Origin of the sequence: Parvimonas oralis, from assembly GCF_047608425.1 — a bacterium.
GTDB lineage: Bacteria > Bacillota > Clostridia > Tissierellales > Peptoniphilaceae > Parvimonas.
This window is the reverse complement of the sequence record NZ_JBLKRS010000004.1, coordinates 25,288-50,249: the sequence shown is the minus strand read 5'-3', so window position 1 is coordinate 50,249 and position 24,962 is coordinate 25,288. Positions and strand designations below refer to the sequence as shown.

At 30.7% G+C, this 24,962-nt stretch carries 26 protein-coding genes; 25 read left to right on the top strand and 1 reads right to left on the bottom strand.

All coding sequences use genetic code 11. From position 1 onward, the window contains the following. The first annotated feature begins 456 nt into the window (after window positions 1-456). From modA to ACMX2D_RS05455, 11 genes are all read left to right on the top strand, one after another. Window positions 457-1,275 (top strand): molybdate ABC transporter substrate-binding protein, encoded by an 819-nt coding sequence (gene modA / locus ACMX2D_RS05505; protein WP_414973056.1) that lies wholly within the window; start codon window positions 457-459, stop codon window positions 1,273-1,275. A 43-nt stretch (window positions 1,276-1,318) separates the two neighbouring features. Further along, entirely contained in the window at window positions 1,319-1,981 is a 663-nt protein-coding gene (gene modB / locus ACMX2D_RS05500) for a molybdate ABC transporter permease subunit (protein ID WP_414973055.1), read from the top strand. A gap of 21 nt (window positions 1,982-2,002) precedes the next feature. After that, window positions 2,003-3,046: a sulfate/molybdate ABC transporter ATP-binding protein gene (locus ACMX2D_RS05495; RefSeq protein WP_414973054.1), complete on the top strand. Its 1,044-nt coding sequence runs from the start codon at window positions 2,003-2,005 to the stop codon at window positions 3,044-3,046. A gap of 22 nt (window positions 3,047-3,068) precedes the next feature. Continuing rightward, window positions 3,069-4,010 carry a GTP 3',8-cyclase MoaA gene (gene moaA, locus ACMX2D_RS05490; RefSeq protein ID WP_414973053.1) on the top strand — a complete coding sequence of 314 codons (942 nt, stop codon included), beginning with the start codon at window positions 3,069-3,071 and terminating at the stop codon, window positions 4,008-4,010. Between the two features lies 1 nt (window position 4,011). Continuing rightward, window positions 4,012-4,497: a cyclic pyranopterin monophosphate synthase MoaC gene (gene moaC, locus ACMX2D_RS05485; RefSeq protein WP_414973052.1), complete on the top strand. Its 486-nt coding sequence runs from the start codon at window positions 4,012-4,014 to the stop codon at window positions 4,495-4,497. Further along, a complete protein-coding gene (locus tag ACMX2D_RS05480; RefSeq protein WP_414973050.1) occupies window positions 4,497-4,928 on the top strand; it encodes an MOSC domain-containing protein in 432 nt (143 codons plus the stop codon). Before moaC ends, ACMX2D_RS05480 begins: the two co-directional genes overlap by 1 nt. 648 nt (window positions 4,929-5,576) lie before the next feature. Beyond that, window positions 5,577-6,581: an ABC transporter ATP-binding protein gene (locus ACMX2D_RS05475; RefSeq protein ID WP_414973048.1), complete on the top strand. Its 1,005-nt coding sequence runs from the start codon at window positions 5,577-5,579 to the stop codon at window positions 6,579-6,581. Further along, window positions 6,581-7,516 carry an ATP-binding cassette domain-containing protein gene (locus ACMX2D_RS05470; protein WP_009448458.1) on the top strand — a complete coding sequence of 312 codons (936 nt, stop codon included), beginning with the start codon at window positions 6,581-6,583 and terminating at the stop codon, window positions 7,514-7,516. Before ACMX2D_RS05475 ends, ACMX2D_RS05470 begins: the two co-directional genes overlap by 1 nt. 1 nt (window position 7,517) lies before the next feature. Beyond that, a complete protein-coding gene (opp4B, locus tag ACMX2D_RS05465) occupies window positions 7,518-8,474 on the top strand; it encodes an oligopeptide ABC transporter permease (RefSeq protein WP_414971706.1) in 957 nt (318 codons plus the stop codon). A 16-nt stretch (window positions 8,475-8,490) separates the two neighbouring features. Beyond that, window positions 8,491-9,405 carry an ABC transporter permease gene (locus tag ACMX2D_RS05460; RefSeq protein ID WP_414973046.1) on the top strand — a complete coding sequence of 305 codons (915 nt, stop codon included), beginning with the start codon at window positions 8,491-8,493 and terminating at the stop codon, window positions 9,403-9,405. A gap of 345 nt (window positions 9,406-9,750) precedes the next feature. Next, window positions 9,751-10,032: a hypothetical protein gene (locus tag ACMX2D_RS05455; RefSeq protein ID WP_414973044.1), complete on the top strand. Its 282-nt coding sequence runs from the start codon at window positions 9,751-9,753 to the stop codon at window positions 10,030-10,032. A gap of 1,713 nt (window positions 10,033-11,745) precedes the next feature. Here ACMX2D_RS05455 and ACMX2D_RS05450 read toward each other — a convergent pair. Next, a complete protein-coding gene (locus ACMX2D_RS05450) occupies window positions 11,746-12,162 on the bottom strand; it encodes a hypothetical protein (RefSeq protein ID WP_414973043.1) in 417 nt (138 codons plus the stop codon). A gap of 246 nt (window positions 12,163-12,408) precedes the next feature. Between ACMX2D_RS05450 and greA the strand changes: the two genes are divergently transcribed. The 14 genes from greA (at window position 12,409) to pyrE (ending at window position 24,635) form a co-directional block, all read left to right on the top strand. Further along, window positions 12,409-12,891 (top strand): transcription elongation factor GreA, encoded by a 483-nt coding sequence (gene greA / locus ACMX2D_RS05445; protein ID WP_414973041.1) that lies wholly within the window; start codon window positions 12,409-12,411, stop codon window positions 12,889-12,891. A 35-nt stretch (window positions 12,892-12,926) separates the two neighbouring features. After that, a complete protein-coding gene (lysS, locus tag ACMX2D_RS05440) occupies window positions 12,927-14,384 on the top strand; it encodes a lysine--tRNA ligase (RefSeq protein WP_414973110.1) in 1,458 nt (485 codons plus the stop codon). Window positions 14,385-14,393: 9 nt separating this feature from the next. Then, window positions 14,394-14,693 carry a hypothetical protein gene (locus ACMX2D_RS05435; protein WP_414973039.1) on the top strand — a complete coding sequence of 100 codons (300 nt, stop codon included), beginning with the start codon at window positions 14,394-14,396 and terminating at the stop codon, window positions 14,691-14,693. Between the two features lie 12 nt (window positions 14,694-14,705). Further along, window positions 14,706-15,896, top strand: coding sequence for a DegT/DnrJ/EryC1/StrS family aminotransferase (locus tag ACMX2D_RS05430; RefSeq protein WP_414973037.1), 1,191 nt, complete (start codon window positions 14,706-14,708; stop codon window positions 15,894-15,896). A 2-nt stretch (window positions 15,897-15,898) separates the two neighbouring features. Continuing rightward, a complete protein-coding gene (locus tag ACMX2D_RS05425) occupies window positions 15,899-16,783 on the top strand; it encodes a UTP--glucose-1-phosphate uridylyltransferase (RefSeq protein ID WP_414973036.1) in 885 nt (294 codons plus the stop codon). Between the two features lie 2 nt (window positions 16,784-16,785). After that, window positions 16,786-18,612 carry a polysaccharide biosynthesis protein gene (locus ACMX2D_RS05420; protein WP_414973035.1) on the top strand — a complete coding sequence of 609 codons (1,827 nt, stop codon included), beginning with the start codon at window positions 16,786-16,788 and terminating at the stop codon, window positions 18,610-18,612. Window positions 18,613-18,724: 112 nt separating this feature from the next. Next, window positions 18,725-18,985: a hypothetical protein gene (locus ACMX2D_RS05415; RefSeq protein ID WP_009448251.1), complete on the top strand. Its 261-nt coding sequence runs from the start codon at window positions 18,725-18,727 to the stop codon at window positions 18,983-18,985. Window positions 18,986-19,041: 56 nt separating this feature from the next. Then, window positions 19,042-19,962, top strand: coding sequence for an aspartate carbamoyltransferase (gene pyrB, locus ACMX2D_RS05410; protein ID WP_414973033.1), 921 nt, complete (start codon window positions 19,042-19,044; stop codon window positions 19,960-19,962). Continuing rightward, a complete protein-coding gene (locus tag ACMX2D_RS05405) occupies window positions 19,962-20,405 on the top strand; it encodes an aspartate carbamoyltransferase regulatory subunit (protein ID WP_414973031.1) in 444 nt (147 codons plus the stop codon). The genes pyrB and ACMX2D_RS05405 overlap by 1 nt, the downstream gene beginning before the upstream one ends. Next, a complete protein-coding gene (locus ACMX2D_RS05400) occupies window positions 20,389-21,576 on the top strand; it encodes a dihydroorotase (RefSeq protein WP_414973029.1) in 1,188 nt (395 codons plus the stop codon). Before ACMX2D_RS05405 ends, ACMX2D_RS05400 begins: the two co-directional genes overlap by 17 nt. Further along, the gene (pyrF, locus tag ACMX2D_RS05395) at window positions 21,576-22,430 is read left to right on the top strand and encodes an orotidine-5'-phosphate decarboxylase (RefSeq protein WP_414973027.1); all 855 of its coding nucleotides are present in this window, start codon (window positions 21,576-21,578) and stop codon (window positions 22,428-22,430) included. Before ACMX2D_RS05400 ends, pyrF begins: the two co-directional genes overlap by 1 nt. Continuing rightward, the gene (locus ACMX2D_RS05390; protein WP_414973025.1) at window positions 22,420-23,148 is read left to right on the top strand and encodes a dihydroorotate dehydrogenase electron transfer subunit; all 729 of its coding nucleotides are present in this window, start codon (window positions 22,420-22,422) and stop codon (window positions 23,146-23,148) included. Before pyrF ends, ACMX2D_RS05390 begins: the two co-directional genes overlap by 11 nt. Then, window positions 23,148-24,044, top strand: coding sequence for a dihydroorotate dehydrogenase (locus tag ACMX2D_RS05385; RefSeq protein ID WP_414973023.1), 897 nt, complete (start codon window positions 23,148-23,150; stop codon window positions 24,042-24,044). The genes ACMX2D_RS05390 and ACMX2D_RS05385 overlap by 1 nt, the downstream gene beginning before the upstream one ends. Before the next feature lie 9 nt (window positions 24,045-24,053). Beyond that, window positions 24,054-24,635 (top strand): orotate phosphoribosyltransferase, encoded by a 582-nt coding sequence (gene pyrE / locus ACMX2D_RS05380; RefSeq protein WP_414973021.1) that lies wholly within the window; start codon window positions 24,054-24,056, stop codon window positions 24,633-24,635. Window positions 24,636-24,962 lie beyond the last annotated feature (327 nt).

Sequence of the window (24,962 nt, the reverse complement as noted above, 5' to 3'; positions counted from 1 at the left end):
ACGATACATTTACTTATTCTTGTAAACAAGAATAAGTGTGAGATTTCCACAGTCGATTGTACTCAAATCAAAGATTTGAACAATCTTTGCGTCAAAAATAAAAATTAAAAATTCTATATGTATCTACGATACATTTACTTTTGCTAAAGCAAAAGTATGAGATCTTTCGACTTCGTTACACTTCGCTCAAGATGACGTATATAGTAATAGTCTTCGTTTAATAGCTAGACGTTAAAAGTAGATAGGCATCAAATTATCTTTATAAATATAGTAGAAAAAATATAGTAAAAAATAAAAAATTTATATAATTATTAAAAACCCCACATCCGCATCGGTTATTTTTACTAATATCGTTCGACTATTTTAGAAACAACTTAACCATAGTTATTGACTTGCTTCTCTTTAAATGTTAAAATTTATTTGACTAAAAGTCAAATATATTATAAGGAGTATTTTATGAAAAAATTATTAAGAGTATTTTTAGTTTTAACTATGATTTTTGGATTTACTGCTTGTTCTTCAAAACCTGCAGATAAGAAAGAAACTACAGTTGAAAAGACAGAAAAGAAAAAATTGACAGTTTTTTGTGCAGCCTCAATGACTGAAACAATGGAACAAATCAAAAAAGTATATGAAGAAAAACATAAGGATATTGAATTAGTTTATACTTTTGATTCTTCAGGAACTTTAAAGAAACAAATCGAACAAGGAGCTGAAGCGGATATTTTTATTTCAGCAGCTCAAAAGCAAATGAATGCTTTGGATAAGTCAAAGACTCCTGAAGCTAATGTAGTTATTGACGAAGCAACTAGATTTAATCTTTTGGAAAATAAAGTTGTACTTGCAGTTTCAAAGGGAAATTCTTTAGGACTTAAAGATTTTACAGATTTAACAAAGGCTGAAATTTCTAAAATCGCTCTTGGAAACTCTGACGTTCCTGTTGGACAATATTCAGAAGAACTTTTGAAAAACTTAAAAATTTGGGATGAAATTCAAAAGAAAGTTACTTTCGGAAGCAATGTTAAAGAAGTTACAACTTGGATTAAAGAAGGAGTTGCAAACTGCGGTATAATCTATGCAACTGATGCTTATTCAGCTGGACTAGAAGTTGTAGCTACTGCAAAAGAAGGAATGATTAAGACTCCTGTTTTATATCCTGCAGCAGTTTTGAAAAATTCTAAAAACTCTAAAGAAGCTAAAGAATTTTTAGAATTCTTAAAAGGCGATGAATGTAAGGCAATTTTTGAAAAAGTTGGCTTTACAATGGCTAAGTAAATAATAGTAATAATAATAGTAGTAATATGAAAGGGAAGTGTTTATGGATTTTTATCCTCTTTTAAATTCGCTGAGAATTGCATTAATATCTTCCGTGATAACTTTTTTTATCGGTATATTCTTGGCATATTATATTTCAAAACTTAATAGATTTGTAAGGGGAATTTTGGATGTTATCTTAACACTTCCTTTAGTATTACCACCGACGGTTATCGGCTTTTTCATTTTGAGATTATTATCTCCGAGAAGTGCAATCGGAAGTTTTTTCTTGGAAAAATTTTCAATAAGACTTGTTATGAATTGGTATTCTGCAATCTTTGCAACTGTAGTCGTAACTTTTCCTCTAATGTATAGAATAGCTAGAAGTTCTTTTCAAAATTTTGATATAAATTTAAAATATGTTGCTCAAACACTTGGAAAGAGTAATACTTGGATTTTTTGGAGAATTACTTTACCTAATTGTAAACAGGGTATTTTAGCGGGACTTGTTTTAAGTTTTGCAAGAGCCTTGGGAGAATATGGAGCGACAAGTATGGTTTCAGGCTACACTCCGAAAGATACGGCAACAATTTCTACTACCGTTTATCAACTTTGGAGAACGGGAAATGATGCTTTGGCTTATAGATGGGTGCTTGTAAATATTGTAATTTCATTTACAGTTCTTATAATTATAAACATGTTGGAAAAGAAAGCAGTTAAAGATTAATTTTAAAAATTGGAGTAATTTATGATTTATGTTGATATTGAAAAAAATTTTGGAAAATTTAATTTAAGAACGAAATTTGAATTTGACAATGAAATAATGGGACTTTTGGGAGCATCAGGAAGCGGAAAAAGTCTTACTTTAAAATGTATTGCAGGAATTGAAAAACCCGATAAAGGAAGAATTGTATTAAATGATAGAGTTCTATTCGACTCTGAAAAAAAGATAAATATTTCACCAAAAGACAGAAAAATAGGTTATTTATTTCAAGATTATGCCCTTTTTCCCAATATGAATGTATATGAAAATATTAAAGTGGGTATAAGAGAAAGAGAAAATTTTGATAAATTAATTATGGAAAAACTTGAAGAGATGAAAATTTCTCATTTAAAAGATAAGAAAATTTATGAAATTTCCGGTGGAGAAAAGCAAAGAGTTGCTCTTGCGAGATTACTTATAAACAAGCCGGAAATTATCCTTTTAGATGAGCCTTTTTCAGCATTGGACGACTATTTAAAATGGAAGATAGAATTGGAAGTTTCTGAAGTTTTAAGAAAATATAAAATTCCTACAATTCTAGTTTCTCATAGCAGGGAAGAAGTATATAGACTTTGTAAAGAAATCTGTGTAATGTCTAAAGGTAAAAGCGAAGAGCTTATGAAAAAGAAAGAGCTTTTTAAAAATCCAAAAACTTTTTCGTCCTGTCTGATTTCCGGTTGTAAAAACTTTTCTGAAATTGAAAAGATTTCAGAAAATAGACTTATTGCAAAAGACTGGAATGTTGAGCTCGATACTTCAGATAAAATTTTAGAAAATCATAAAGTTTTAGGAGTGCGTGCACATTTTATTGAATTTGTAAAATCAGATGAAAATTCATTTGAAGTTGAAATAGATAAGGTTATTGAAGATGTCTTTACTTATATAATCCTAGTTCGTAAAAAAGGTGCAAGAAAATCCATAAGGGTTGAAGTAACAAAGGATATTTGGAAAAAGGTTGAAAACGAAAAAAATCTTTTTATAACTTTAAAAAAAGAAGATTTAATTTTGCTGGAAGAGAAAAATAATTAAATAAATCGAGATAGGAGATTATATGAAAGATAGATTTGGAAGAGATATCACCTACCTTAGAATTTCAGTTACCGATTTATGTAATTTAAGATGCAAATACTGTATGCCTGAAAGTGGGGTTAAAAGTCTTTGTCATAGTGATATTCTATCCATTGAAGAAATTGTTGAAATAGTTAGAATTGCATCTAAAAATGGAATAAAAAAAATTAGGTTAACAGGCGGGGAACCTTTGGTTCGTCGCGGTTTTATTAATTTGTGTAAACAGATTTCTGAAATTAATGAAATTGAAGATATTGCAATAACTACAAATGGAGTTTATCTAAAAGAGATGGCAGATGAGCTTTTTGAAAATAAAGTTAGAAGAATAAATTTCAGCCTTGACACTTTGGTAAAAGAGAAGTACAATGATATAACCCGAAGAAATGATTTTGATAAGACTATGGAGAGTCTTTTTTATGCTATAAAAAAGGGCTTTAAGGTCAAGATAAATGTAGTTCTAATCGGTGGCTTTAATGATGATGAGATACAGGATTTTGTAAATTTAGCAAATAAATATGAATTGGAAGTTCGTTTTATCGAGCTTATGCAAATTGGAGAAACGGCAAATTGGTCTAAGGATAAATTTGTTTCAAATAAAATTGTTTTGGAAAAAGTTCCTGAATTGGAGTTTGACGGAGTTTCAGGAGTTGCAAAAATTTATAAAATAAAGGGACAAAAAGGTAGAATAGGACTCATAAGCCCTATAAGTTGTTCATTCTGTGAAGATTGCAATCGTATAAGATTAACAAGTGATGGAAAACTAAAACCTTGCCTACATTCAAGAGATGAAATAAATCTTAAAGGCTTAAGTGGAGAAGAGCTTGAAGAAGTTTTCAAGAGAGGAATTTATGAAAAACCTGAAAAACATCATCTTGAAGACGGAAAAAGTGAAAGTGCAAGAGATATGAATAAAATCGGAGGTTAAAATGGAAGAAAAAGTTTTAACTCATATTAATGATCAAGGTAGAGCAAAAATGGTCGATGTTGGAGAAAAAGAAAAAACTAAAAGAATTGCCAAGGCTTTTGCAAGAGTTAAATTAAATGAAGAAACTTTTAATATAGTTGTCAATGGAAAAGCTAAAAAGGGAGATGTTTTAGCCGTTTCTCAAGTCGCAGGAATTATGGGAGCGAAAAAAACTTCTGATATAATTCCAATGTGCCACCCGATAAATTTAGTTGGTGTTGACATTGAATTTAATATGGATTATGAAAACTTTGAAATAGAAATAATTGCCACAACTAAATGTGTCGGGGAAACAGGGGTTGAAATGGAAGCACTATCAGCTGTTTCAATATCAGCTTTAACGATATATGATATGTGCAAGGCAATTCAAAGGGATATTGAAATAACGGATATTAAATTATTAGAAAAATCAGGTGGAAAAAGCGGAGATTTTGTGAGGAGTAAGTAATGAAAGTTTTAGCAGTAAGTATAAGTGAAAGAAAGGGAACAAAAAAACATCCTGTAGAGTACATAGAATTAATTGAAGATTACGGAATAGACGGCGATGCTCACGCCGGGAAATGGCATAGACAAGTAAGTTTGCTTGGAGTTGAAAGTATGGAAGCTATGAAAGAAAAACTTCCTACACTTTCAGCAGGAGATTTTGCAGAAAATATCTTAACTGAAGGAATTGTCCTTTACAAATTGCCGATAGGGACAATCTTAAAAGTAGGAGAATGTACACTTGAAGTTACACAAATAGGAAAAGAATGTCATCTAGGCTGTGAAATCAGACATATTGTTGGCGACTGTGTAATGCCAAGAGAGGGAATTTTTACTAAAGTTTTAAAAGGCGGAAAGATAAAAGCAGACGATAAAATTGAAATCGTAGAAAAATAGATTATATTTAAGACATCTAAAATTTAGATGTCTTTTTTATTGCGAAGCAACAAGGTTCCCGGGTACCCAGCCGATGCAAAGCATCGTGGAAGGGTGGGGTTCTTATAAAATTTTTATGAAAATATAAGAAATTAATTTCATTAAAATTTTTTATGGTTTAAAAAATTCATTAAAAATTCATTAATTAAGTTTTTACAACTTGTAAGATTATTCAAAAATGTTTTTTAGATTAATATATTATATTGATACTGACTTATTAACATATAATATAGAAGATTACAAGTTCATAGTAGAATAAAAATAGTATTAATGTAGATATAAATTTAATTTTTAATAAAATAATTATAAAAATGAATAATTATGCATTATTAAAATGCCCTATCATTAGGAATAACAAACTTTAAAAATGTTTTCAGGGTACTTGATTATTCATTTTAAATATTGTATAATTATAGATGAATTTATAACATAGGTACATTTATTGATAAAAATTGATTTATTTTCAATTGATTTTTATTTTATAGGGAATTATTTAAAATGTTTTTTATTCCTTTTTACTTTAGTTTTTAATATAAATATAGAAAACAAAATGTATTTATGAAATTATAGAGAATAATACCAAAACACAAAGTTAGGGGGAGAGAATCTATGGATCAAAAAGAATTACTTTTGGAAATTAAAGATCTACACACAAGTTTTAGAATCCGTGATGATTATTTTGACGCAGTAGATGGCGTTAATATGAAATTATTCTCTGATGAAATACTAGCTATAGTAGGAGAAAGTGGTTGTGGTAAATCGACTTTAGCTACTACAATAATGGGTTTACATAATCCGAACTTCACTCGTTCAACAGGTGAAATACTGTTTGAAGGAAAGAATTTAGTAGGTTTGTCAGAAAAAGAATTTAATGAAATTAGAGGAGAAGGCATTGGAATGATTTTCCAAGATCCGCTTTCATCTTTAAATCCTTTACAAAGAATAGGAAAACAAATCGAGGAAGGCTTGATTTATCATACAAAAATGAATGCTGAAGAAAGAAAAGCCAGAGTTTTGGAATTGATTGAACAAGTAGGTATTCCTAACCCACCTCGTGTTGCAAGACAATATCCACATGAATTATCAGGTGGTATGAGACAAAGAGTTATCATCGCAATCGCTCTTGCTTGTAAACCTAAGATTATTATTGCGGATGAACCGACAACTGCACTTGATGTAACAATTCAAGCACAAATTTTGGACCTTTTAGTTGAAATTCAAAAGGAAATTAATGCAGGAATTATCTTAATCACTCACGATTTAGGAGTTGTTGCTCAACTTGCTGATAGAGTTTGTGTAATGTATGCGGGACAAATAGTTGAAGAAGCACCTGTTTTGGATTTATTTACAAATGCAAAACATCCTTATACTAGAAGTTTGTTGAACAGTATTCCACAAATGGATGCAGACGATGAAGATTTATATGTAATTCAAGGTATGGTTCCTTCATTAAAGAACTTACCAAGACAAGGTTGTAGATTTAAAGCCAGAATTCCTTGGATTGCTGATGAAGAACATGAAGAAAATCCTACAATGCATGAAGTTGAACCCGGACATTTTGTAAGATGTACTTGCTATAAGAATTTTCATTTTGATGAAAAGGGGGGTAATTAATGAGCTTTTTAGAAATTAAAGACCTTAAGGTTCACTATCCTATAAGAGGAGGTTTTTTCAATAAGATAATAGACCATGTACTAGCTGTTGACGGTGTAGATATGGTTATCGAAAAAGGAAAAACTTACGGACTTATCGGAGAAAGTGGTAGTGGTAAGAGTACTATAGGTAAAGCTATAATCGGTCTTGAAAAAATTACAAGTGGACAAGTTATTTTTGACGGGAAACCTCTTACTAAAAAAATGGTAAGAAAAGATAAAGAATTTACAAGAGATGTTCAAATGATTTTCCAAGATAATATGGCGAGTTTAGACCCTAAAAAGAGAGTTATAGACATCATTGCAGAGCCTTTAAGAAACTTCGAAAAAATGACTGTAACAGAAGAAAGAAAAAAAGTTTTAGAACTTTTAGACATAGTTGGTATGCCGGAAGATGCATTATATAAATACTCATTCGAGTTTTCCGGTGGTCAAAGACAAAGAATTGGGGTTGCCAGAGCAATAAGTTTAAATCCTAGACTTATAATTGCCGACGAACCTGTTTCAGCACTTGACCTTTCAGTTCAAGCACAAGTTTTGAACTTTATGAAAAAAATTCAAAAAGATATGGGACTGTCTTACCTTTTCATTTCTCACGACCTTGGGGTTGTAAAACATATGTGTGATTACATAAACATTATGTACAGAGGAAGACTTGTAGAAAGAGGAACAAAGGAAGATATTTATAAAAATCCACAACATATCTACACAAAGAGATTAATTGCAGCTATTCCGGAAACGGATCCAAGATTGAAAGAACAATTAATTGAAAACAGAATTAAAGTAGAACAAGAATATAAAGAATTAGAAAAAGACTACTATGATGAAAATGGTAAAGTATTTGATTTGATTAAACTTACAGATAGTCATTATGTAGCAAAAAAGGAGGTAAAATAGTATGTGGAAAACCGTGTTAAGAAGATTCCTTCTAATGATACCTCAATTAATAATATTAAGTATTATAGTATTTATTTTAGCTAAGATGATGCCGGGGGATCCTTTCACAGGACAAATCACTCCGACAACTGATCCAAAGCAAATAGAAGCATTAAGAATAAAATATGGTTTCTATGATCCATGGTATCAACAATATTGGAGATGGATTACAAATATGTTCCATGGGGATTTTGGAACAAGTTATTCATTCAAATTACCTGTATCTACACTTTTAGGACAAAGAATTGGAAATACTTTCTGGTTATCACTACTTTGTGTAACTTTCTTATATGCATTGGCATTACCGCTTGGTATTTTCTCCGGTAGATATAATGGAGGTAAGTTTGACAAAGCTGTTACATTGTATAACTTCGTAACTTATGCGATTCCGGGCTTTATTTTCTACTTACTTATGATTTTATTATTCGCTTACACATTACATTGGTTCCCTGCATCAGACTCTGTGGATCCCGGTGTTTCAGGATTTGGATATATTATAAGTAGATTAAGACATATGATATTACCTGCAATTTGTTATGCAATGATAGCTACAACAGGAACTGTTCAATATTTAAGAAATGAAATTATAGATGCTAAAGGTTCAGACTATGTAAGAACTGCAAGAAGTAAGGGAGTACCTATTGATAAAGTTTATACACATCATATCTTTAGAAATTCTCTTTTACCAATAGCTGCATTCTTCGGTTTCACATTGACAGGACTTATCTCAGGTTCAGTATTTATGGAAACAATCTTCGGATATCCTGGAATGGGAAAATTATTCATTGAAGCTATTCAATCAAGAGATTATTCAGTATTGACTACATTAATTATGATTTTTGGATTTATGACTTTACTTGGAAGTTTGTTATCAGACATCATTATGAGTATAGTTGACCCAAGAATAAGAATAGAATAATAGGGGGAGTGATAAAATGAGTAAAGAAAAAGAAATAAAAAAAGATGCTTCCCTAAATAAGCAAGAAATTACACCAAGTGCTTTTAAAGTAATTGTTAGGGAATTTAAAAAAGATAAATTAGCAACATTTTCACTTGCATTTTTAACTTTAATAATTTTAACAGTATTTATAGGAAGTATGTTCTTCGATGTAGAAGAAGTAATGAAAGTTAATCTTATGGATTCATTCCTAAGACCGGGAGAAGGCGGATATGTTTTAGGAACTGACCAAGCCGGTAGATCTCTTTTAGGACAACTTTTCATCGGAACTAGAAATTCAATCATAATTGGTGCATCAGTAACAGTTTTAACTAATGTAATTGGTATTATTGTCGGTTTGATTATCGGATACTATGGCGGTATTGTAGATAATATCATTATGAGAATTATAGACTTTATCCAAGTATTACCAATTCTTATGCTTATCATAGTATTCGTAACATTAGTTCCTTCATACAACATGGTTACATTCGTATTCATTATGAGTATATTCTATTGGGTAGGTATTGCAAGACTTGTAAGATCAAAGGCTCTTTCAGAAGGAAGACGTGATTATATAAGTGCTTCTAAGACAATGGGAACACCTGCTTGGAAGATAATGTTTGGTGGAATTTTACCAAATATCAGCTCAATTCTTATAATAAGTGCTATTTTGGACTTAGCAGGAAATATGGGAATTGAAATCGGACTTACATTCCTTGGATTCGGTTTACCACCGGGAGTACCTTCACTTGGAACTCTTATCAACAAGGCGTTAGACCCTACAATCTTAAGAGATAGAATGTATATTTGGTTCCCTGCATCAATGTTAGTACTTGTTCTAATGCTTTCAATCAACTATGCAGGACAAGCAGTAAGAAGAGCATCAGATGCAAAACAAAGATTAGGTTAGAAATAATTTAATATTTATAAAAATTAAGCGTAGAGAAATCTACGCTTTTTTATTGTGAAACAACAAGGTTCCCGGGAACCCACCCGATGCAAAGCATCGTGGAAGGGTGGGGTTCTTATTTTGAAACAACAAGGTTTTCGGGTAGCCGACAGAAATGAAGCATTGTGGAAGCATAGGGTTACTATCTAATAAAACTATGTTTTATATTCATTTTTAGAAAGACGAATTCTACAATTTACTATTCAAAAGTTTAAAACTATGTTTACAAACACTATTTTATATGATATAATGAATATACTGTAATAGTTTATCTAATAACTGTATAGAATTAAAGGAGGATTAGTTATGAAAAAAGTTAGTAAATTTGTAGTAGCAGGTATGTTAGGATTTATTTTATCTGATTGCTTAAGAGATATAATTAAAGCAAATTCACATAAACCAACTATTCCTCGACATAGAAGAAGATGGATAATATTAAAATTAAGTTATAGTAATTCTACTCCTCAACCATATATTTATTATAGTGAAGGTGGATATCATGGATATTTACAATATATGGGATTATCTAATAGACAAGGGATTGCTAAATATGGAGGTTATATTTCTAAGTTAGCCTATAAATATTAGACTGACATTATTGAAATTTAATAAAAGACAAAGCATAGAATTTTTAGTCAAATTATTATGAATTTTACTGATTTAGATTAAGATGTAGATTAAATAAATTTATAAAAAAAGATGGTTGCTTTCGCATCCATCTTTTTAGTTTAGAAAAAAATATTACAGCAGTTGAATTTGTACTTATCATGGGAGGATTATAAAGAACAAAAACTTGCTGGTAATATGTAGTGTGGTAGAAAAGAAAAGGAAAACTTATGGGAGGAGTTTATTATCTTTAAATACTACCACACGATATATATATACCTAGAAATACAATTTTAAAACATAAAAAAGTAGTTTAAAAAATTTATTTGTGAGATAATTTAGTAACTATTTTTCAAACTATAATAAATTTGATATTTTTTAACAAAAGATTACAATATAACAATAAATTTTGATAACAGATAGGATGAAACTAAAATTTATAAGATTTTATTTAAGTATAATATAGAAAGAAAAAGTTCACCACATATTACTTTATGTATAAAAGCTACAACAACATCTCGAGCATAGTCAATCTAGTCCTAACTTTGTTTGCTAGTAAATAAAAGTAGGTCTGACGCAAAGATTGTTCAAATCTTTGATTTGGGTATAATCGACTATGGAAATCTCAACTATTGCTTGCCAGTAAGCAATAGTATTTCTGAAAGAAATAAAAAATAAAATTTTCATATAATGTATCTGCGATACATTTACTTTTGCTAAAGCAAAAGTATGAGATCTCTCCGCTCCATTCGTTTCACTCATTACGGTCGAGATGACGTATAGGGGAATAGTCTTCGTTTAACAGCTAGACGTTAAAAGTAGATAAACTTCAAAATATCTTTATACATATAGTAGAAAAAATATAATAGAAAAAATAAAAAATCTCATAACTTTGTTTACTTGTAAACAAAAGTAGGTCTGACGAGTCAATTGTATCTTTAGATACAATTGTATTGAAGATCTCAACTATTGCTTGCCAGCAAGCAATAGTATTTCTGAAAGAAATTAAAAATAAAATTTTCATATAATGTATCTGCGATACATTTACTTTTGCTAAAGCAAAAGTATGAGATCTCTCCGCTCCATTCGTTTCACTCATTACGGTCGAGATGACGTATAGGGGAATAGTCTTAGTTTAACAGCTAGACGTTAAAGGTAGATAAACTTCGAATTATCTTTATAAATATAGAAAAAATATAATAAAAAAATAAAAAATCATATAATTTTATTTAAATATAGCATATAAAACAAAATAGTTCACGTCAAAGTCTTTGCAAAGAAAAGCCCCCTACACGTCATCTTGAGCGTAGTGTAACGAAGTCGAAAGATCTCAACTATTGCTTGCTAGCAAGCAATAGTATTTCTGAAAGAAATAAAAAATAAAATTTTCATATAATGTATCTGCGATACATTTACTTATTCTTGTAAACAAGAATAAGTATGAGATCTCTCCACTGCTCTCAGCTACGCTTCGTTCCGGTCGAGATGACGTATAAGGGAAGAATCTTCGTTTAACAGCTAGACGTTAAAAGTAAATAAATATCAAAATATTTTTTGCTCTGGAAATCTCAACTATTGCTTACTTGTAAGCAATAGTATTTCTGAAAGAAATAGAAATTAAAATTTCCATATAATATATCATAGATACATTGAAGACATAAAAAAAACTCCACTTGTGTGGAGTTTAATCAACTTTTACTTTTTATCTTTTTTATATAAATCCGGTAGGCATCTGTAAGTTACATTGTCTTCTTCATCTAAAATTGTATTTTCATCTACGACAACCAATTTATATTTAAAATCTTTGGCTACAATGTATTTTTTGCCATCTCTTTCTTCAATTTTTACACCGGAATATTCTTTTGTTATACTTTTTTCATATTTATCTCTATTCTTTTCAATATCTTCCGGATTTGTATTTGGTGTAATAGGACTTGGACCTTGAAATCTAAGTTTAGGAGATTTGAAATTCTCCTTCATTACTACTAACTGAGCTCCTTTTTCTCCATCATAAACTCTGTTCTCAATATTTTTTAACATACCTGAAGATGCACAAGAACATAGCATCAAAGAAACTAACAACAAACTAACCAGTTTTTTTAGCTTAGCCATAAAATCCCCCCTAGCAAAATAATTTTTTTGAAATTATAACGCTTTAGCTTCTCAATAAACTGAAACTTTAATATAATTTCAAATACATCATAGCACCTTTTTACACTTTAGTCAAGCGTTTTTTTAAATAATTAGTAAGAATATTTTTATTGGCTTGTTTATGTAATTGCCTTTGTTTGATTGACTTTTTTTGATGAATTTAGTATAATTACTTGAATAGAGTTAAAATTTTTAAGGAGAAATATTATGGACGAAAAAGAAATATTTTTAACTGCCGAAGGCTTAAAAAAATTAGAATTGGAATTAGAAGAATTAAAAACTGTTAAGAGAAAAGAAATAGCAGAGAAGATAAAGATAGCAAGAGATTTTGGAGACCTTTCTGAAAACTCTGAATATGATGAAGCTAAGAATGAACAAGCTCAAATAGAAGAAAAAATTGTAAAACTTGACAATATGATTGCAAATGCAAAGATTATTGATGAAGTTGAGATAGACACAAATACAGTAAATGTTGGGGCTACTGTTACTTTGGTTCAAGTTGCAACAAAGAAAAAGATAGAATATACAATAGTAGGTTCTGCTGAAAGTAATCCGCTTGAAGGTAAAATTTCAAATGAATCACCTGTTGGTAGAGCTATTTTAGGAAAGAAAAAGGGAAATAAAGTTCAAGTACAATTACCGAACGGAAATGTTGTAGAATATAAAATAGATAATATTAAGAGAAATTAAGGGGTGATATTGTGGAAGAACAAAATTTGAATGAGATGCTCTTGGTTAGAAGAGAGAAATTAAAAGAATTGGTAGAAGCCGGAAAAGATCCACACGAAATCGAAAAGTTTGAAGATACAATTTATTCAAAAGAAATTAAAGATAATTATGATAATTATGAAGGAAAAGTTGTAAGACTTGCCGGTCGTATCAGAACTAAAAGAGGTCATGGTAAAGTTTGTTTTATGGACTTACAAGACTTTAGCGGAAAGATTCAACTTTTCAATAAACTTGATGTTTTAGGCGAAAGTTATGAAGAAGTTAAGACTTTGGATATTGGAGATATTGTAGGGGTTGAGGGAGAAGTTTTTACAACTCATGCAGGAGAAATCTCAATAAGAAGTTCTAAAGTTGTTTTACTTACAAAATCCTTACAACTTTTACCGGAAAAATTCCACGGTTTAAAGGATGTTGACTTAAGATATAGACAAAGATATGTAGATTTAATTGTAAATCCTGAAATTAAAGATGTTTTTGTTATGAGAAGTAAAATTATTTCTTCTATCAGAAAATATCTTGATAGTAGAGGATTTTTAGAAGTTGAAACTCCAATTTTAAATACAATTGCCGGTGGAGCTAATGCAAGACCTTTTATAACTCATCACAATACTTTAGATATTGATATGTATTTAAGAATTGCGAATGAATTATATTTAAAGAGATTGATTGTAGGAGGTTTCGATAAGGTTTATGAAATGGGAAGAATGTTCAGAAATGAAGGTATGGATAAACTTCATAATCCTGAATATACTGCAATTGAATTGTATCAAGCCTATGTTGGCTATGAAGAAATGATGACACTTTGTGAAGAAATGGTTTATACTATTTGTATGGAAGTTGTCGGAAAGTCTGAAGTTGAGTTACAAGGGAAAGTTATCGACTTTAAACCGCCTTGGAGAAGAATTTCAATGGTTGACGCTGTTAAAGAATATGCGGGAGTTGACTTTGAAACTATTTTAACTGATGAAGAAGCAAGAAAGATTGCTATTGAAAAGAGAATTGAAGTAACAGAACATACTACAAGAGGAGAAATTATTTCTCTATTCTTTGAAGAATTCTGTGAAGAATATATGGTTCAACCTACTTTTGTTACAAAGCATCCGGTTGAAATCAGTCCACTTGCAAAGAGAGATCCTAAGGACAAGAGATATACTCAAAGATTTGAGGCTTTTGTAAATTGTGGAGAAATCGCTAATGCTTTTAGTGAGTTAAATGATGCTATAGATCAAAAACAAAGATTTTTAAAGCAAGTTGAAGCTAGAGAAAATGGAGATGAAGAAGCACAAATGATGGATTATGATTTCATCAATGCGCTTGAAGTAGGTCTTCCACCAACAGGTGGTATGGGAATAGGTATTGACAGACTTATTATGTACTTAACTAATCAAGAATCTATAAGAGATGTACTACTTTTCCCTACAATGAAGCCTATGGTTGAAAAGGATAGTGAATAGGAGTTCGTTATGAAAAAGAGAAATTTATTGCCAATTTGTTTACTTTGTCTTTCTTTTGCGGGTTGTCAAAGTTTCCATACAGGAAAAGTTGTTATTGATAACCAAAAATCAGGGGAAAAGGTTCAAAATGTTGAATATTTGGTAGTTGATGAAGAAGATAAGGAATCTTTGATTAGAAATATTAAATCAGGAAAAGGTGCTGTTGTTGATAGAAAGAAAAAATCAAGTTTGGAAAAAACTGAAGAAAGTGCCGATGTAACTAACGACGCTAATAAAAATAACAATGACAGTAATAACAATAATAGATAGGATAGTGATTATATGAGAATAGAATTTTCTCCACCGGATATTACCCAATTAGAGATTGATGAAGTTGTTGATACTTTAAAATCAGGTTGGATAACAACCGGTCCAAAGACAAAAAGATTGGAACAAGAGCTTTCAGTTTTTACAAATACAGATAAAACTGTTTGTTTAAATTCTGCAACTGCTGCTATGGAGCTTACTTTAAGAGTTCTTGGAGTGGGAGAGGGAGATGAAGTTATAACTTGTGCATATACTTATACTGCATCTGCAAGTGTTATTCATCATGTAGGAGCAAAAATTGTCTTGGTTGATAGTAATAAAGAAGATAAGTTTATGGACTTAAAAGCTTTAGAAGATGCAATTACAGAAAAGACAAAGGTGATTATTCCTGTTGATTTAGCAGGAAAGCCTTGCAAATATGATGAAATTTTTGAAATTGTAGAGAGAAAAAAAGCTTTATTTAGACCAAATAATAAATTACAAGAAAAAATTGGTAGAGTTGTGGTTATGGCTGACGGTGCTCATTCACTTGGAGCTGAATATAAGGGTAAACCAAGTGGAAGTGTTGCGGACTTTACATGTTTTTCTTTCCACGCCGTTAAAAACTTTACTGTTGGTGAAGGTGGCTCTGTTACTTGGAATAGAGCTTTAGGTTTAGATGACGATGAAATTTATAGAGAATTTCAACTTTTATCTTTACACGGACAATCAAAGGACGCTCTTTCAAAGATGAAACTTGGAGCTTGGGAATATGATATTGTTGCTCCTAACTTCAAATGCAATTTAACTGACATTGCTTCAGGAATTGGTCTAGCTCAGTTAAAGAGATATCCAAATCTTTTGAAAAGACGTTTTGAAATTGTAGAAAGATATAATAGAGGATTTGAAGGAACAAGAATTAAACCTTTTGTTCACTTTGAAGAAGATAGAAAATCCTGTTGCCATCTTTATATTGTTAATATTGAAGATATAAGTGAAGAAGAGAGAAATGAAATAATTGTAAAAATGGCTGAAAAAGGAATTGCAACAAATGTTCACTACAAGCCATTACCTATGCATACAGCTTATAAAAATTTAGGCTTTGATATTAAAAATTATCCAAATGCTTATAATAATTATAAGTCACAAATTACTTTGCCACTTCATACATTATTGACAGATGAACAAGTTGATTATATAATCGAGAATTTAAGGGCATTGGTGTAATTATGAAGATAAAAAAAGTAGTTATTCCAACAGCCGGACTTGCAACTAGGATGTTCCCTGCAACAAAGGGAGTTCCAAAGGCGATGTTGCCGATTTTTGATAAACCGACTTTGCAATATGTTATTGAAGAAGTTGTAGAAGCTGGAATTGATGAAGTAATTTTGATTGTAAATGAAGATTATTTTACAATTGATAAACATTTTAACTCTGAAATTGACTCAAGAGTTAAAAATTCTAATAATGTTTTGAAAAAAGACATTGAAATTTTAGAAAAAATATTAAAATGTAAGATAAGTTTTATTATCCAAAAAGAACAAAAAGGATTAGGACATGCGATTCTTTGTGCAAAAGAAGCTGTAAATGGCGAAGATTTCTGCGTTGTTTTGGGTGATGTTATAATTGACTGTAAAAATAGTTCTTGCACAAAAGAGCTGGTTGATATTTATAACAAATATGAAAAAACAGTGGTAGGAGTTGAGATTATACCTGATGAAAAAAGACATAATTACGGCATTTTGGAAGGGGAAGAAATAGAAAAAAATGTTTTTGACTCTACAAGACTTATAGAAAAACCGAATATTGATGAAACGAATTCAAATTTAGCAATGGTTGGAAGATATATTGTTAAAAATGAAATATTTGAAATTCTTGAAAATCAAAAAGCGGGGAAAAACGGAGAAATACAATTTACAGACTCCTTAAATGAATTGACTTTAAAGGGAGAATTACTGGGTTATAAATTTGACGGAAAAACTTATGACGTTGGAAATAAACTTGGAGTTTTGATTGCAAGTATTGAATATGGCTTGAAAGATGAAGCAAATCAAGAAGCTATAAAGGAATATTTACAAAAATTAGTTTCTTCGGATTTTAAAATGGGAGAATAATAATGGCCAGAAAATTATTTTTAATAATATTGGATATTATAGTTATAAATTTTTGCTACTACTTGGGATTTTTATTAAAATTTGACTGGCATATTCCTGCACATTATTGGGATATGTATATCAAATGGATAGTGCCTATAGTTTTAATTAAAATTGTGGTTTTCGCACTATTCGGATTATACAGAATAATGTGGAGATATGCAGACTTTAAAGAGCTATTTAGAATTTTTATGGCAATAGTTGTCGCAAATGTTCTAACAGCCGGGCTTTTAATCTCAATGAATGTAGGATTTCCAAGAAGTGTTATGGCACTTGTACTTGTAATAGATATGTTCTTTGTTACAGGCACGAGATATCTTTCAAAGGCTAGAAAAAATTTAGTTTTTTCAATTCCTGTGGATAGGCTTAAGAGGGTTTTGATTGTAGGTGCCGGAGATGCCGGTGTATTGGTACTTAATGAACTTAGAAAACATAAGGAATTAGGTTATAAGGTTGTAGCTTTTATCGACGACGATAAAAATAAAGTTGGAACTGAAATTTTAGGAATTCCCGTAGTTGGAGGAAAGGAAAAAATAATTTCAGCTATAAGTAATTATAGAATAGATGAAGTTATTTTGGCAATGCCTTCAGCAAATAGAGAAATTCAAAAAGATATTTCTGATATTTGTTCAAAACTTTCTATGAAGATTAAAATAATTCCCGGAATGTATGAATTAATTGACGATCAAAAATTAAATATAAGAGATTTAAGAGATGTTGAAATTGGAGATTTGCTTGGACGTGATGAAGTTAAATTGGATCAAGAAGTGCTAAATGACTTTTTGAAAGATAAAACTGTTTTGGTAACAGGTGGAGGCGGTTCAATCGGCTCCGAACTTTGCAGACAAATAGCAAAATTCAGTCCTAAAAAATTGATAATTTTGGACATCTATGAAAATAATGCCTATGAAATCCAAATGGAACTTGTAAGACATTATAAGGACTTAGACTTGGTTGTAGAAATTGAATCAATTAGAGATGCTGTAAGAATGGATATTATCTTCGGAAAATATAAACCTGATGTAGTATTTCACGCAGCAGCTCATAAACATGTTCCACTAATGGAAAACAGTTCAACTTCTGCAATTAAAAATAATGTTTTCGGAACATTAAATGTTATAAGAGCCTGTGATAAACATGGTGTTTCAAGATTTGTTTTAATTTCAACAGATAAGGCTGTAAATCCGACATCTGTAATGGGAACTACAAAGAGAATTTGCGAAATGTTAGTACAAACATACAATGAAAAATCTAAAACAGAATTTGTAGCTGTTAGATTTGGAAATGTATTGGGCTCAAACGGATCTGTAATTCCACTTTTCATCAATCAAATTAAAGAGGGTGGACCTGTTACAGTTACTCACGAAGATATAATAAGATACTTTATGACAATCCCTGAAGCTTGCCAACTTGTATTACAAGCAGGAGCAATCGCCAAAGGGGGAGAAATCTTTATACTCGATATGGGCGAGCCTGTTAAAATTCTTGACTTGGCAAAGAACCTTATCAGACTTTCAGGCTTTGAACCTTATAAAGACATAGACATTAAAATTACAGGACTTAGACCCGGAGAAAAACTTTATGAAGAATTACTATTAAATATGGAAAATTCAGTTGCAACTGACTACGAAAAAATATTTATAGAAAAACCGATAGTTCACAATGTAGAAGCACTAAAAGACGGACTTGAAAGACTTGATAAAGTTAAAAACACTCTGGATAAAAAAGATATTACAGATATCTTAAAAGATATGGTTCCGACATTTAAACCGGACTTATTGAATAAATAATTCCAACTCCACCCAAAAGGTGGAGTTTTTTTGTGAAACTTTTGTAAATCTATTGACTTTATAATTCTATTATTGTATAATAGTCAAAGAAAATTTGACGGAGGTAAATTTTATGACAAATTCAGTTAAAATGTCAGTTTTTAATAGCAAAAATAATTGTTTAATAGACTCTTCTGTTTTTGGTCTTAAATTTTCTCGTTTTAATAATTTTGGTATTTTTGTCGGTAATTCATTTTTTAAAAATGATATTTCCGACATTTTTTTTGAGTTTATAAAATCTCCTTTTGTTAAAGCTGTTAGAGGCTTTTTAAAGGGCTTTTATTCTCATTTTTATTCAATATTTGTTTTTAATGATTTTAATTTTAGGAAATGACTGTTTGTTATTTCCTTTTTTTGTGTATGACAAAATGACTTAATAGGAGGAATTGTATGAAAGAATTTAGAAATTTAGTTAGTAGTGAAGACTTTTCTTGTGAAGAGTTACTTGAACTTATGGAGTTAGGAGCAGAAATTTATAATAATCCTGAAAAATTTTCAGAAAAATGTAGGGGAAAAGTTTTAGCTTCATTATTTTTTGAACCGTCAACAAGAACAAGATTGAGCTTTGAAGCAGCTATGCTTAGACTTGGCGGAAGTTGCATAACTGTTCCGGATCCTAAAGTTTCATCAGCGACTAAAGGTGAAAGCCTACAAGATACAATAAAAACTGTTAGTTGCTATTCAGATATTATCGCTATGCGTCATCCACATGAGGGTTCTGCAGAGCTTGCAAAAGAAGTTACACTTGTTCCTTTTATTAATGCGGGAGACGGTGGACATCAACATCCAACTCAAACTCTTACAGATTTACTTACAATTTCACAATATAAGAAAAGTTTGGAAAATATGACTATCGGGCTTTGTGGGGACTTGAAATTCGGAAGAACTGTTCATTCACTTGTTAAGACACTTTCAAAGTTTAAGGGAAATAAATTCATCTTTATTTCACCGGTTGAGCTTGTTATTCCAGAATATATCAAGATGTATCTAAATGACCATAATGTTGAGTTTATCGAAGTTAGAACAATTGAGGAAGTTATGGACAAACTTGATATTCTATATATGACAAGAGTTCAAAGGGAAAGATTTTTCAATGAAGCTGATTATGTAAGACTTAAAGATACTTACATTTTAGATAATAAGAAGATGAAAACCGCTAAGGAAGATATGATAATTCTTCATCCATTGCCAAGAGTAAATGAAATTGCAACAGAAGTTGATGAAGATCCTAGAGCAAAGTATTTCAATCAAGTTAAATTCGGTATGATAATCAGAATGGCATTAATCTTAAAGTTATTGGAGGTAAAATAATGTTAAATATAAATAGTATTTCAAATGGAATTGTAATAGACCATATTAAACCGGGTCTTGGCTATGAAATTTTTAAACTTTTAGAATTGGATAAGGCTGACTACACAGTGGCACTTATAATGAATGCAGATTCTAAAAAATATGGCAAAAAAGATATGATAAAAATTGAAAATGTAATTGATGTTGACCTTGCGATTTTAGGCTTGATAGATAAGGATTTGACTGTAAATATCATAGAAAACGAAAAAATAAAAGAAAAAGTTTCAATGATTTTACCTGAAAAGGTAGAGGGTTTTATAAAATGTAAAAACCCACGTTGTATAACTTGCCACGAAAATGTTCAAAATAAATTTATATTAGTTAATAGAGAAAAGGGAATTTATAGATGTAATTACTGTGATAATTTATATTCTTGTGGAGGACATAATGAAAAAAATAATTAAAAATGCAATTTTAGTGGATAAAGATATAAATAGAGTCGGAGAGATAAAAATTGAAGACGGCAAGATTGTAGAAATTGGCGAAAATTTGAGTTTTGATGACAGTTATGAAATTATAGATGCGAAGGGAAAGACTGTTATGCCTGCATTTGTGGATTTGCATGTGCATTTTAGAGATCCGGGTTTTACTTATAAGGAAGATTTAAAAACAGGCTCACTTTCAGCTTTAAGAGGTGGATATACAACTGTAAATACAATGGCAAACACAAAGCCGATTTGCGGTGATTTGGAAACTTATAATGATATAATGAAGAGAGCAAAGGAATTGGATTTAGTAGATATAAATCAAATAGTTGCAGTTACTAAAAATTTTGACGGAAAAAATTTGGTTGACTATTCAAAATTTGAAAATGCAAAATTTTTATCCGATGACGGTAAGGGTGTGCTTTCCGAAACTACAATGTATAGAGCGATTTTAGAGGCGAAAAAATATGATAAAATTATAATGATACATGCAGAAAGTGAACTTTCTCCAATTGATTATAGAATAGCGGAAGACCTTATGACTTTAAGAGATGTTTATCTTGCAAAGAGATTGGACGGAAGAATTCATCTTTGCCACGTCAGTACAGTTGACTCTTTGGAAGCTGTAAGACGTGGAAAAAAAGAGGGCGTAAAGGTTACTTGTGAAGTAACTCCACATCATATTGCACTTTGGGATAATTCCTACAGAGTAAATCCGCCAATAAGAGAAAAGTCAGATGTTGAAGCTCTAATAGATGGAATTGTAGATGGAACTGTTGATGCGATTGCAACAGATCATGCACCACATACTGCAGAGGATAAGGCAAATGGAAGTCCGGGACTTGTTGGACTTGAAACTGCCTTTGCGATTTGTAATACAAAATTGGTTAAAGAGAGAAATATCGACATAAGAACTTTGTCAAAGGTAATGTCCTATGGTGGAGCTAATTTAATGGGAATTAAAAAAGGTCTTTTAAAAGAGGGATATTTTGCAGATTTGGTTATAGTTGATACTGATAAAAAAATTGTTGTAGATTCAAGTAAATTTGCGTCAAAAGCGAAAAATACACCTTTTGATAAAATGGAACTTTACGGAGAAGTGCTTATGACAATTAAAGCGGGAGAAATTAAATATAAAGGAGAATTTTAATGATAGTAGATAGATTATATGAAGCAGTAAAAGAAAAAGGATTTGTTTGTGTTGGACTTGACAGCCATTTAGATTATATTCCAAATTATATTAAAGAAAAACACGAAAAAATTTCAGATATAATTTTTGAATATAATAAGACAATAATTGATGCAACAAGTGATATTGTAGCAATCTATAAACCACAAATTGCATATTATGAAGCAAACGGACTTGAAGGCCTTATTGCTTACCAAAGAACTTTAAGATATCTTAAAGAAAAGGGACTTTTAAGTATCGGAGATGTTAAAAGGGGAGATATTGCAAGTACTGCAAAGGAATATGCAAAGGCACATTTTAAAGGAGAGTTTGAAGCGGACTTTATAACTCTTAATCCATATATGGGAATGGACAGTATCACACCTTATTTAGATTATTTAAAAACCGGAGAAAAGGGAGTTTTCGTATTGCTTAGAACTTCAAATGAGGGAGCAAAGGACATTGAATGTCTTGACTACAACGGCGAGGCTCTTTATTTTCAAGTTGGAGATGAACTTAAAAAATTTGCTGATGAATTGACTTCTGAATGTGGATATTCTCCTTTGGGATTTGTTGTTGGAGCAACTCATAGCGAAGAAGCTAAAAAGATAAGAGAAAGATATAAAAATATTTTCTTCTTATTACCGGGATATGGGGCACAAGGTGCAAAAGCAGAAGACATCAGAACTTATTTGAATGACTTTAATGGAGGAGTTGTAAACTCTTCAAGAGGAATTATAAAATACTATCAAAAATTTGAAGACGGCGAAGAAAAATTTGCTCATTACACAAGAGAAGCCGTTTTGAATATGAGGAAGGATATTTATGGAGAATAAATCATACGAAAAAGTTGAAATAATTTTAAATGAAAAAATTTCTGAAGGCATTTACAAAATGGATGTCAAGGGAGAATTTAAAGCTAAAGTCGGACAATTTTATATGGTTAAATGCTTTGAGGACGGGACTATGCTTCCCCGTCCGATAAGTATCTGCGATATGGAGGACAATAAATTAACTTTTCTTTATGCAGTTGTGGGAAAAGGAACAAAGATTATGTCTGAAAAGAAAATTGGAGACAGCATAGAAATTTTAGGTCCACTTGGTAACGGCTTTCCGATTGATGAATATAATGGCAAAAAAGTTGCTCTTGTAGCAGGGGGAATTGGAATTGCACCAATGCTATATCTTGCAAAGAAATTGGAAGCGGATGTCGATTTATATGCAGGCTTTAGAGATGAAATATATTTTACTGAAGAATTTAAGGAATTTACAAAAAATACATATATCGCAACAAATACAGGAAGTGTAGGACATAAGGGTTTCATAACTGAAATAATAAAAGATGATTATGATGTAATCTATTGTTGCGGTCCAAATCCTATGATGAATTCTGTAAAAAATTTAGGATTTGACATACCTGTCTATGTTTCTTTAGAGAGTAGAATGGGTTGTGGAATCGGGGCTTGTCTAGCTTGTAGTTGTAAAACTAAAAATGGAATGAAAAGAATTTGTAAGGAAGGTCCTGTATTTGAAGTCAAGGAGGTGAATTTTTAATGTTGGAAGTAGATATTTGTGGAGTTAAATTTAAAAACCCCGTTATCGGAGCGTCAGGAACCTTCGGCTTCGGCAGAGAATATGCTGAATATATCGACTTAAATAGAATAGGTGGTATTTCTACAAAAGGACTTACTTTTGCGGGTAAGGACGGAAATACGGGAATTAGAATTTACGAAACACCTGCAGGAATAATGAACAGTATTGGACTTCAAAATCCGTCAGTACCGACTTTCATTGAAGAAGATTTACCTTTTATGGAAAGTTTTGATACACAGATTTTAGCAAACATTGGAGGTTCACAATTAGAGGATTATTTAAAATCAGTTGAACTTATCAATAAGACAAATATAAAAATAATTGAATTAAATATATCCTGTCCGAATGTAAAATCAGGCGGAATGGCTTTTGGAATAAAATGCGACATTGCAGAGGGAATCGTAAGAAAAGTTAGAGAAAACACCGATAAAATTCTTATGGTAAAATTATCTCCAAATGCTGAAAATATAAAAGAAATGGCAAAAACTTGTGTTGAAGCGGGAGCGGATTGTCTTTCACTTGTAAATACATTTAATGCTTTGGCAATAGATATTTATAATAGAAAAGCAGTTTTCGACAATGTAACGGCAGGACTTTCAGGAGCTTGTATAAAACCTATTGCTTTAAGAATGGTAAGAGATGTCGCTTCGGTTGTAGATGTTCCAATTATCGGAATGGGTGGAATAATGAATTGGCAAGATGCGATTGAATTTATTATGGCTGGAGCAACCGCAATTCAAGTCGGAACAGCAAACTTTATCAATCCGAGAGTTATGATTGATATAATTGAAGGAATGGAAAAATTCTGTAAAGAACAAAATATAAAAAATTTAGAAGAAATTAGAGGAATTATTTAGGAGGAAATTATGGAACAAAGAGTATTGGAATTATTAAAAGAAAGTGAAGCATTATTAGAAGGACATTTCTTATTATCATCAGGGAAACATAGCGACAAATATGTTCAATGTGCAAAACTTTTGATGTATCCTGACAAAGCTGAAGAAGTTTGTAAGGTAATAAAGAAAAAACTTGAAGATGCAAATGTAAAAGTTGATGCGGTAGTTGGACCTGCAATGGGTGGAATTGTAATTGCTTACGAATTGGGAAGAGCCTTGGGAGTAAGAGCAATGTTCACAGAAAGAGAAAATGAAATGATGACTCTAAGAAGAGGATTTTTTATAAATGAGGGAGAAAATGTTCTTGTAGTTGAAGATGTTGTTACAACAGGAAAATCTTCATTAGAAACAATAAAAGTACTAAAAGAACATGGAGCAAATATTGTTGGAATTGCTTCAATAGTTGACAGAACAAATGGAAAATCAGATATCGAATATCCACTTTTCCCGGCAATTTCATTAAATGTTCAAGCCTTTGAAAAAGATGATTGTCCACTTTGTAAAGAAGGAAAAATTGAACTTGTAAAACCCGGAAGCAGAAAAAAATTCTAAAAATATTTTCATAAAAAAGCGTACTCGATGTATTATACTGGAGTATGCTTTTTTATTGTTTTAAAATATAATTTTCATCAAAGTACTTTGTAAAGATCAATCATATAGCATTATTAAATTTTTTAAACCATTGAAAATCTAAAAAATAAATATTTGTCTTATTTAATATATAGCTTATTTTATTTTTTAAAGATATATTTTGTTGAATATCATTGAAAATTAGCTAATTATATTAAAATAAATACTTATTAATATTTACAATAAAAACATATTATAATAATGTAACATAATATTATATTGTTAATTAAATACATAAACAAATTAATA